8 protein-coding genes are annotated in these 8041 nt (G+C 73.1%); 5 read left to right on the forward strand and 3 right to left on the reverse strand.

Annotated features, from left to right (window positions below):
* The 3 genes from ACFQ11_RS36470 to ACFQ11_RS36480 all read left to right on the forward strand — a co-directional run.
* Positions 1–1766: SpoIIE family protein phosphatase (locus ACFQ11_RS36470; RefSeq protein ID WP_378307303.1), on the forward strand; the 1766-nt coding region annotated here is incomplete at its 5' end.
* Positions 1767–1797: 31 nt separating this feature from the next.
* Positions 1798–2139 carry an STAS domain-containing protein gene (locus ACFQ11_RS36475; RefSeq protein WP_378307305.1) on the forward strand — a complete coding sequence of 114 codons (342 nt, stop codon included), beginning with the start codon at positions 1798–1800 and terminating at the stop codon, positions 2137–2139.
* Positions 2140–2214: 75 nt separating this feature from the next.
* On the forward strand, positions 2215–2583 hold the full coding sequence (locus tag ACFQ11_RS36480) for an ATP-binding protein (RefSeq protein WP_034517645.1): 369 nt from the start codon (positions 2215–2217) through the stop codon (positions 2581–2583).
* 88 nt (positions 2584–2671) lie between these two features.
* Here ACFQ11_RS36480 and ACFQ11_RS36485 read toward each other — a convergent pair whose 3' ends face one another.
* Both ACFQ11_RS36485 and ACFQ11_RS36490 read right to left on the reverse strand, forming a co-directional pair.
* Complete coding sequence (locus ACFQ11_RS36485) at positions 2672–4021, reverse strand: class II 3-deoxy-7-phosphoheptulonate synthase (protein WP_378307308.1); 1350 nt, start codon at positions 4019–4021, stop codon at positions 2672–2674.
* A 148-nt stretch (positions 4022–4169) separates the two neighbouring features.
* Positions 4170–5180 carry a sigma-70 family RNA polymerase sigma factor gene (locus ACFQ11_RS36490; RefSeq protein WP_378307310.1) on the reverse strand — a complete coding sequence of 337 codons (1011 nt, stop codon included), beginning with the start codon at positions 5178–5180 and terminating at the stop codon, positions 4170–4172.
* A gap of 130 nt (positions 5181–5310) precedes the next feature.
* Here ACFQ11_RS36490 and ACFQ11_RS36495 point away from each other — a divergent pair, with 130 nt between their 5' ends.
* Both ACFQ11_RS36495 and ACFQ11_RS36500 read left to right on the forward strand, forming a co-directional pair.
* Positions 5311–5664, forward strand: a complete 354-nt coding sequence (locus ACFQ11_RS36495; RefSeq protein WP_378307312.1) for a thioredoxin family protein — start codon at positions 5311–5313, stop codon at positions 5662–5664.
* A 208-nt stretch (positions 5665–5872) separates the two neighbouring features.
* A complete protein-coding gene (locus ACFQ11_RS36500) occupies positions 5873–6712 on the forward strand; it encodes a putative RNA methyltransferase (RefSeq protein WP_378307314.1) in 840 nt (279 codons plus the stop codon).
* Here ACFQ11_RS36500 and ACFQ11_RS36505 read toward each other — a convergent pair.
* Positions 6650–7405: a hypothetical protein gene (locus tag ACFQ11_RS36505; protein ID WP_378307316.1), complete on the reverse strand. Its 756-nt coding sequence runs from the start codon at positions 7403–7405 to the stop codon at positions 6650–6652. The genes ACFQ11_RS36500 and ACFQ11_RS36505 overlap by 63 nt on opposite strands.
* Between the last annotated feature and the right edge of the window lie 636 nt (positions 7406–8041).

Below are 8041 nucleotides of genomic sequence, written 5' to 3' on the forward strand. Positions count from 1 at the left end.
CCCACGAGGCGGACCCGGTGGCCGAGGCCGCCGGGGCCGCGGACGCGCGCGTCGCCGGCGAGGGCGTCGGCGAGGTCCCCGCGGACGGCGCCCGGCTGCTCCGCTCGCCCGCCGCCGTCGAATCCATGCAGGACGGCGTCGCCGCCGTCCGCGAGATGCTCGGCGCCGAGGGCGCGGCCATCCTGCTCACCGAGCGCGACGGACGGTTCGTCATGGGCGCGTCCGGCGGCACCGCCGCCGAGATCCCCCTCGGCGAGCTGTCGGTCGCCGGGCTCGCGCCCGCCGTCCGCGCCGGATCGCACTGGGTCGCCGCGGACGCCGCCGACCCGATCGCCGTCGCGCTGCGGGCCCGGTCGGTCACCGCGGCGCCGCTGGAGTCCCAGGGCCGCCTCACCGGCCTCCTCGTCGCCGTCTCCACCGCCCCGGACCGCTTCACCGAGGCCGACGCGGCCCGGACCGGACGGCTCGCCGAAGAACTGTCGCTCTCCCTGGAGAAGGCCCGGGTCGGTGAACTGGAACGGTCCTGGCGCGGCTGGCTCAGCTTCGTCGCCGAGGCCAGCGACCTGCTCGCCGGCACCCTCGACCAGGAACGCACGATGGCGCTCGTCGCGCAGCTCGTCGTGCCCCGGCTCGCCACCTGGTGCGCCGTCTACACCGACGCCGACGCCGAACCGGCCCGCCTCGCCTACGTGTGGCACGCCGACGAGAACCGCGCCGACGGCCTGCGCGCCCTGCTCGACGCGGCCGGGCCCGCCCCCGCCATGGACGTCCCCGGCCCCTGGCACGGCTTCGCCGAGGCGCCCGCGGACGTCCGCGCCGCCGCCGGCGACACCGCCGCCGACCAGGTCTACGCGTTCCCGCTGATCGCGCGCGGGCGGCGCATCGGCACCATCCTCATCGGCCGCCCCGCCGGCGACCGCTTCGCCCGCAGCGCGATCGAGCTCGCCGAGGAACTCAGCCGCCGCGCCGCCCTCGCCGTCGACAACGCGCGCCTGTTCTCCGCGCAGACCGCCATGAGCAGCGCCCTGCAGCGCAGTCTCCTGCCGCCCGCCATCCCCGAGATCCCCGGCCTCGAGGTCGCCGTGGTGTACGAGCCCGCGGGGGAGGGCAGCGAGGTCGGCGGCGACTTCTACGACGTGTTCGAGAGCGGCCCCGGCGGCGGCCCGCTCGAGGACCCCGCGTCCGGACGCTGGCGGTTCGCGATCGGCGACGTGTGCGGCACCGGCCCCGAGGCCGCCGCCGTCACCGGCCTGGCCCGGACCGCGCTGCGGATCCTCGCCGCCGAGGACATGTCCGTCCCGGACGTGCTCGGCCGGCTCAACCGGCTCATCCTCGCCGAGGGCGAGCGCGGGCGGCTGCTCACCCTCCTGCACGGCGAGATCACCGCCCGCCGCGCCCGCGACGGCGTCACCATCCGGCTCTCCAGCGCCGGGCACCCGCCGCCGCTGATCCTCGACCCGGACGGCGACGTGCGCGAAGCCGCCTCGTCGCAGCCGCTGCTGGGGGTGTTCGACGACGTCGGCTTCCATACCGATACGGTCGAACTCCGCCGCGGGGAGGTGCTGCTGTGCGTGACCGACGGAGTCACCGAGCGACGCTCCGGCGGCCGCCTGCTCGGCGACGGGAACGGGCTCGAGCGGCTGCTGGCCGGCTGCACCGGGCTCAGCGCGGGAGCCGTCGCCGCCCGCATCCAGCGTGCGGTGCGCGACTTCGGCCCCGAGCCGTCGAACGACGACGTTGCCCTGATAGTTCTGCGGGCGTCATGATGGACACCAACGATCGGTAAGGTGGGGTGGCGTGGGGCTTGCCTTGCACACGACACGACAGGACGGCCGCGCGACGATCACCGCGCGCGGTTCCATCGACCTGAATTCCTCCGACGAGCTGCGCTCACGGCTGACCGAACTCGTGGACGCGGGGGAGCGGGCGGTCGTGGTCGATCTCGCCGCGGTCGACTTCTGCGACTCGTCCGGCCTGAACGTTCTCGTCCGCGCGTACAAGCACGCGCGCGTGCAGAACGCCACTCTCACCGTCACCGGCGCCTACGGACGGGTCGAGAACGTCCTGCGCACGACCGGCCTCGACCGGTTCCTCATGGAGGACACGGCGGAGGAGACGGCGTCCGACGGCGGACGGTGACCGGCACACGGGAGTTCGGGACATGACGGAACGGGACCCGATGCAGAACGGCGAGCGGGCGGAGTGACCGACCCGATGACCGAGACCACGCTGCGCGCGGCGCCGCAGACCGAGGCGGTCGAGTACGCGCGCCGCCTCGCCGCCCGCACCATGCGCACATGGGCCCTCATGGAACGCGAGGAACTCGTCACCGCGATCGTGGCCGAGCTGGTGGCCAACGCCGTCCGGCACGCCGGGACGGCACTGGAGCTGCGGCTGCTGCGCGGTGCCGGCCGCGTCCGCGTCGAGGTCCGCGACCGCGCCGCCCAGCTCCCCCGCCTCACCGTCCCCGGCCCCCTGGACGAGTCGCACCGCGGCCTGTTCATCGTCGACCGGTTCGCCACGTCCTGGGGCGCCGACCCCGTCACCGGCGGCAAGGTCGTCTGGGCCGAGGTCAGCATCTGACGGAAACCCCGGCACGCCCCCGGCACGACCCCCCGGCACGACGGCGCCCGGCCGCCCCGCACGGGGACGACCGGGCGCGCGCTCGGGGTCAGACGGACTTGCGGTACAGCTCCGCGACCATGAACGCCAGGTCGAGCGACTGCCCGCGGTTCAGCCGCGGGTCGCAGGCCGTCTCGTACCGCTGGTGCAGATCGTCCTCGACGAGCCCGTGACCGCCGCCGACGCACTCGGTCACGTCGTCCCCGGTGAACTCGATGTGGATCCCGCCCGGGTGCGTGCCGAGCGCCCGGTGCACCTCGAAGAAACCCGCGACCTCGTCCAGGACGTCGTCCAGACGGCGCGTCTTGTGCCCGCTCGGCGCCTCGAACGTGTTGCCGTGCATCGGGTCGCACACCCACGCCACCGGCGCGCCGCTCTGGTGCACCTTCTCGATCAGCGGCGGCAGCGCGTCCCGGATCTTGCCCGCGCCCATGCGGGTGACGAACGTGAGCCGCCCCGGCTCCCCGTCCGGGTTCAGCCTGTCGATCAGCGCCAGCGCGTCGTCCGCCGACGTCGTCGGGCCCAGCTTCACCCCGATCGGGTTGCTGATGTGCCGGAGGAACTCCACGTGCGCGCCGTCCAGCTGCCGGGTGCGCTCGCCGATCCACAGGAAGTGCGCCGACACGTCGTACGGACGGCCGCTCAGGCTGTCGATCCGGGTCAGCGCCCGCTCGTACTCCAGCAGCAGCGCCTCGTGGCTGGAGTAGAACTCCACCCCGTGGAACTCGTCGGGGTTCGCCCCGCACGCCTTCATGAACGTCAGCGCCCGGTCGATCTCGCCCGCGAGCCGCTCGTAGCTGCGCCCGGCCGGGCTCTGCTGCACGAAGTCGCGGTTCCAGGTGTGCACCTGCCGCAGGTCGGCGTACCCGCCCTTGGTGAACGCCCGGCACAGGTTCAGCGTCACCGCCGAGCAGTGGTACGCCTTCAGCAGCCGCCGCGGGTCGTTGCGGCGCGACTCGGCGTCGAACGCGAACCCGTTGACGGCGTCGCCCCGGTACGCGGGCAGCTCGACGCCGCCGCGCACCTCCACGGGCTTGGACCGCGGCTTGGCGAACTGCCCCGCCATCCGCCCGATCTTCACGACCGGGACGCTGGCGGCGTAGGTGAGCACGACCGCCATCTGCAGCAGGGTCTTCAGCTTGTTCTTCACGGCGTCGGCGTTCGACCCCTCGAACGTCTCGGCGCAGTCGCCGCCCTGCAGGACGAACGCCTCGCCGCGCGCCACGTCCGCGAGCCGGGCCTTGAGCTGGTCGCACTCACCGGCGAAGACGAGCGGCGGCTGCGCGGCGAGCTCGGCCGCGACCGCCCGGAGTTCGTCCGGATCGTCCCATTCGGGCTGCTGGAGGGCGGGGAGGGAGCGCCAAGCGTCCAGATCCCCAGAGGCGGTGGAAGTACTCACGTGGAAAGGCTATGGCACGGTCCGGCGCGGCGGGGCCATCCGCCCGGACCGGCGTCGGCCGACATCCGGAAAAGCGAACCGGGCGGCCCCTTCTCGGGACCGCCCGGTGCGAGGTGTCCGGACCGTCGTGCGGGCCCGCGGCCGCCGCTCACGCGGCGCGGATGCCGGCGCCGGCCCGGGCGGGGCCGTCCGCCGCGGCCTGCGCGCCCACCAGCGCCCGGCGGCCGCTCAGGTCCGTCTCGTTCGCCAGCTGCCGCAGGCGCCGCAGCGACCGGTCGGTGATCTGCCGCACCCGGTTGTGGCTCAGGCCGTACCGGGCGCCGATCTGCGCGTACGACAGGGGCTGGCCGCTGTCCATCCCGAACCGGGCCCGCAGGATCGCGGCCTCCCGCTCCGGCAGCCGGTCCAGCAGCCGCCCGAGACCCTCGATGTCGTCCAGCGCGAGGATCTCCGCCTCCGGCGTGACGGCGTCGGGATCCTCCAGCAGGTCGCCCATCGGCGTCTCGCCGGCGTCGTCGACGGTCGCGTCCAGGCTCGCCGGGTCCCGCCGCCAGCGCAGCAGCTCGTCCACATGCTCGGCGTCGGCGCTCAGCGCCCCCGCGAGCTCCTCCCGGGTCGGTTCCCGGCCCAGCTCGCGGCCCAGCTGCCGCTCGGCGCGCCGCAACCGGGAAAGCTCCTCCTCCACGTGGACCGGCAACCGGATCGTGCGGGCCGTGTGACTCAGCCCGCGCCCGATCGCCTGCCTGATCCACCACGTCGCGTACGTGGAGAACTTGAAGCCGCGCCGGTAGTCGAACTTCTCCACCGCGCGCATCAGCCCCAGGTTCCCCTCCTGGATGAGGTCGATGAGGGGCAACGAATCGGTCGGGTACTTGCGGGCGATCGAGACCACGAGCCGCAGGTTGGCCTCGACGAAGCGCTGCTTCGCGCGCAGCCCCGCCGCGGTCAACTCCTCCAGCTCCTCGCGGGACACGCCCTCGGGCACGTTCCCCTCCTCGAGGAGCTGTTCGGCGTACAGGCCCCCTTCGATCGCCTTCGCCAGGTCGACCTCTTCCTCCGCGTCAAGCAGGGGGGTTCGGCCGATCCGGTCGAGGTACGCCCCGACAAGGTCCTTGTCGGTCACGTCGACCCTGTCGCCCTTGGTACGGGTTGCAGCCATCCTGACCCTTCTCCGGTGCGATCTCCCTACGGGGACAACGCTAATTACCGCTCTGTGATTCCCGGCGGGGAATACTCCGAGGCTGTAAGCCGCTCTACGGACCTGATACCCCGACTGAGGAGAATCCGACATGGCGACCGTGAACCTCACCGTGGACAACTTCGACGAGGTGGCCCAGGGCGACGGGATCGTGCTGGTCGACTTCTGGGCGTCCTGGTGCGGCCCCTGCCGCCAGTTCGCCCCCGTGTACGAGAAGTCGTCGGGCAAGCACGACGACATCGTGTTCGGCAAGGTCGACACCGAGGCCGAACCCGAGCTCTCGGAGCGGTTCCGCATCGCCTCGATCCCCACGCTCATGGCCATCCGCGACGGCGTGATCGTCTTCGCGGAGCCCGGGGCGCTGCCCGAACCCGTCCTGGAGAACGTCATCGAGCAGGTCCGCGGCCTCGACATGGACGACGTCCGCGCCCGGATGAAGTCCTGACGAGGGTGAAGCCGGCCACGTGCCGGTGGAACGGCGGGGCTCGCAGGACCGTTCCCCACCGGGCTCGCCCGCGCGTCCCGCGCGGGTGACGAGCGGGACGCCCACCGGGTGACGGAACGGGGACGCTTGATCGAATCCGCGGCGGCACGATGGCAAAGAAGCCCGCCGCGCCGCCCGTTCCGCCCGGTGGATGGACGATGATGGACGGATGCTCGTCGATGTCGTGCCATACCTGGTGTGCCCCGTGTGCGGAGCGGACCTCGCGATGACGGAAGGCCGGCTGCACTGCCCGTCCGGACACGCCTTCGACATCGCACGGCAGGGCTACGCGAACCTGCTCCCGGGCAACGCCCGCCCCGGCACCGCCGACACCCCGGAGATGGTCCGGGCCCGCGCCGCGTTCCTGAGCGCGGGCCATTTCGCCCCGCTCCTCGACCGGCTCGCCCGGACGGTCGCCGGGACCCTGGACGGTCCCGGCTGCGTCCTCGACGCGGGCGCCGGCACCGGGTACTACCTGGCCGGCGTCCTCGACCGGACGCCCGGCGCGGTCGGCCTCGCGATCGACATCTCCAAGCACGCCGCGCGCCGCGCCGCCAAGGCCCACCCGCGCGCCGGCGCCGTCGTCGCCGACCTGTGGCGCCCGCTCCCGATGCGGGACGGCGCCGCCGACGTCGTCGTCAACGTCTTCGCCCCCCGCAACGCCGCCGAGTTCCACCGCGTCCTGCGCCCCGACGGGCCGCTGTTCGCCGTGACCCCCTCACCGGGCCACCTCGGGCCGCTCGTGGAGTCGCTCGGACTGATCTCGATCGACGAACACAAGATCGAGCGCACCGACGCGGCGCTGGCCGGCTACTTCAAGCCGGACGGCCGCGAGCGCCTGGACGCGGAGGCCGTCCTCTCCCACGAGGAGATCACCACCCTCGTGGGGATGGGGCCCAGCGCGCACCACGTGCCGGAAGAGTCCCTCCGGGAACGCCTCGAACCACTACCCGACCCGCTCGCGGTGCCCCTCTCGTTCGTCCTGTCCGCCTACCGCCGCCTCGAATAGCCGCGCGGGACCGGCCCCGGCGAACGTGACCGACACCTGCGGAACCTCGCCCGGTTCCATCGGATCCGCCACGTGGGGGAGACCGTGCCTCCCGTACGCGAACGACGTGGAGACGGACCGCACCGTCCCGGCGAGCATCACCCGCTGCAGCGCCTGCCCGGCCCGCAGCCACTCCGCGGGGGAGTCGCCCCGCGTCGTCAGCAGCGCCCGCCGCACCCCGTCGCCGGCACCGGCCGCCAGGACGTGGAGCGTCGCGCCCTCCAGGCGTGCCGCCTCGCCGAGCTCGTTGAGGACCGCCGCCGAGGGACGGCTCCCCGCGACCGGCGGGGTGAACGGGCGCAGCGTCGCCGCATAGAGCAGCCGCTCGTCGCGGGTCGCGCGATGCCGCCCCACGAGCCGGACGGTCGCCAGGAGCGTCGGCCGCTCGCCGTCCGGCAGGAGCCGTACGACGGGAACGTGCCCGAGCTGCGCGGCGGCGAGCCTCAGGTTCACCAGGACCGCGCCGCTGCCGAGATGGAGCCCGCGCCCGCCCGGATCGTCCGTAGGGCGGAACCTGCCGCGATCGGCGTGGACCTCGATCAGCCCGGGCACGACCTTCAGCCGCCAGGCGTGCACGTCGTGGATCGTCGGCCCCATGGTCGCCGCGACCACCAGACGTTCTGCCGAAGCGCGGATTCCGACGGACACACTCACGAGGCGCTCCTCCTCACTCCGGCCGGTTCCCTGCCGGGCCGGACCGCGGGCCCGCACCGCCCGACCGTCCGAACCGCCGGTGAACGGGACGCTCGGGGCACGGGCCTGTGACGGTACCCCAAGCGTGACCTCGCGCACATAGGTTGTGAACTGGGGTGATGACGGGAAGAAATGGGCCTCCGAGAGCATTGTCGGAGAGAGTGGCGCGAGGGCCCGGTTTGACGGGTCGGCAAGGGCGCTCTAATGTTCTTCCTGCCCCGAGGGGATGCAGAACGCCGCAAGGCGGTCGGCCCCGGGGACGTCGGGTCACGGAAAACCGGTTCGAGTCACGCTCGGGCTGATGTACGATGGCCTGACACGCCCGGAACGGGATGCAGGACGCCGACACGGCGGCCGGCCCGCAGGGCGATCCCACGAGACGATCGAGCAGGCTCCAGGTCTGCGATGTCGTTACGCGGGACGGGCGAGCCTCCGTCGAACGAATCGATCTTGATCGGTCCGCTTGACACGGGAAGCGAGTCTGGTAAGTTAGAAGGGTTGCCCCGGAGCGAGGGCCGCGAGAGCGGGCCGAGCGCGGTGGGTGTCCGTTTCTTGAGAACTCAACAGCGTGTTAAAAGCCAGTGCCTTTATCGATCC

The sequence above is a fragment of the Actinomadura sediminis genome (assembly GCF_042675525.1).
Taxonomy (GTDB): Bacteria; Actinomycetota; Actinomycetes; order Streptosporangiales; family Streptosporangiaceae; genus Spirillospora; species Spirillospora sediminis.

Coding starts and splice junctions, on each gene's coding strand:
- ACFQ11_RS36480 (WP_034517645.1), top strand. CDS start 2,215: ATGACCGAGACCACGCTGCGCGCGGCGCCGCAGACCGAGGCGGTCGAG.
- ACFQ11_RS36500 (WP_378307314.1), top strand. CDS start 5,873: ATGCTCGTCGATGTCGTGCCATACCTGGTGTGCCCCGTGTGCGGAGCG.
- ACFQ11_RS36495 (WP_378307312.1), top strand. CDS start 5,311: ATGGCGACCGTGAACCTCACCGTGGACAACTTCGACGAGGTGGCCCAG.
- ACFQ11_RS36490 (WP_378307310.1), bottom strand. CDS start 5,180: ATGGCTGCAACCCGTACCAAGGGCGACAGGGTCGACGTGACCGACAAG.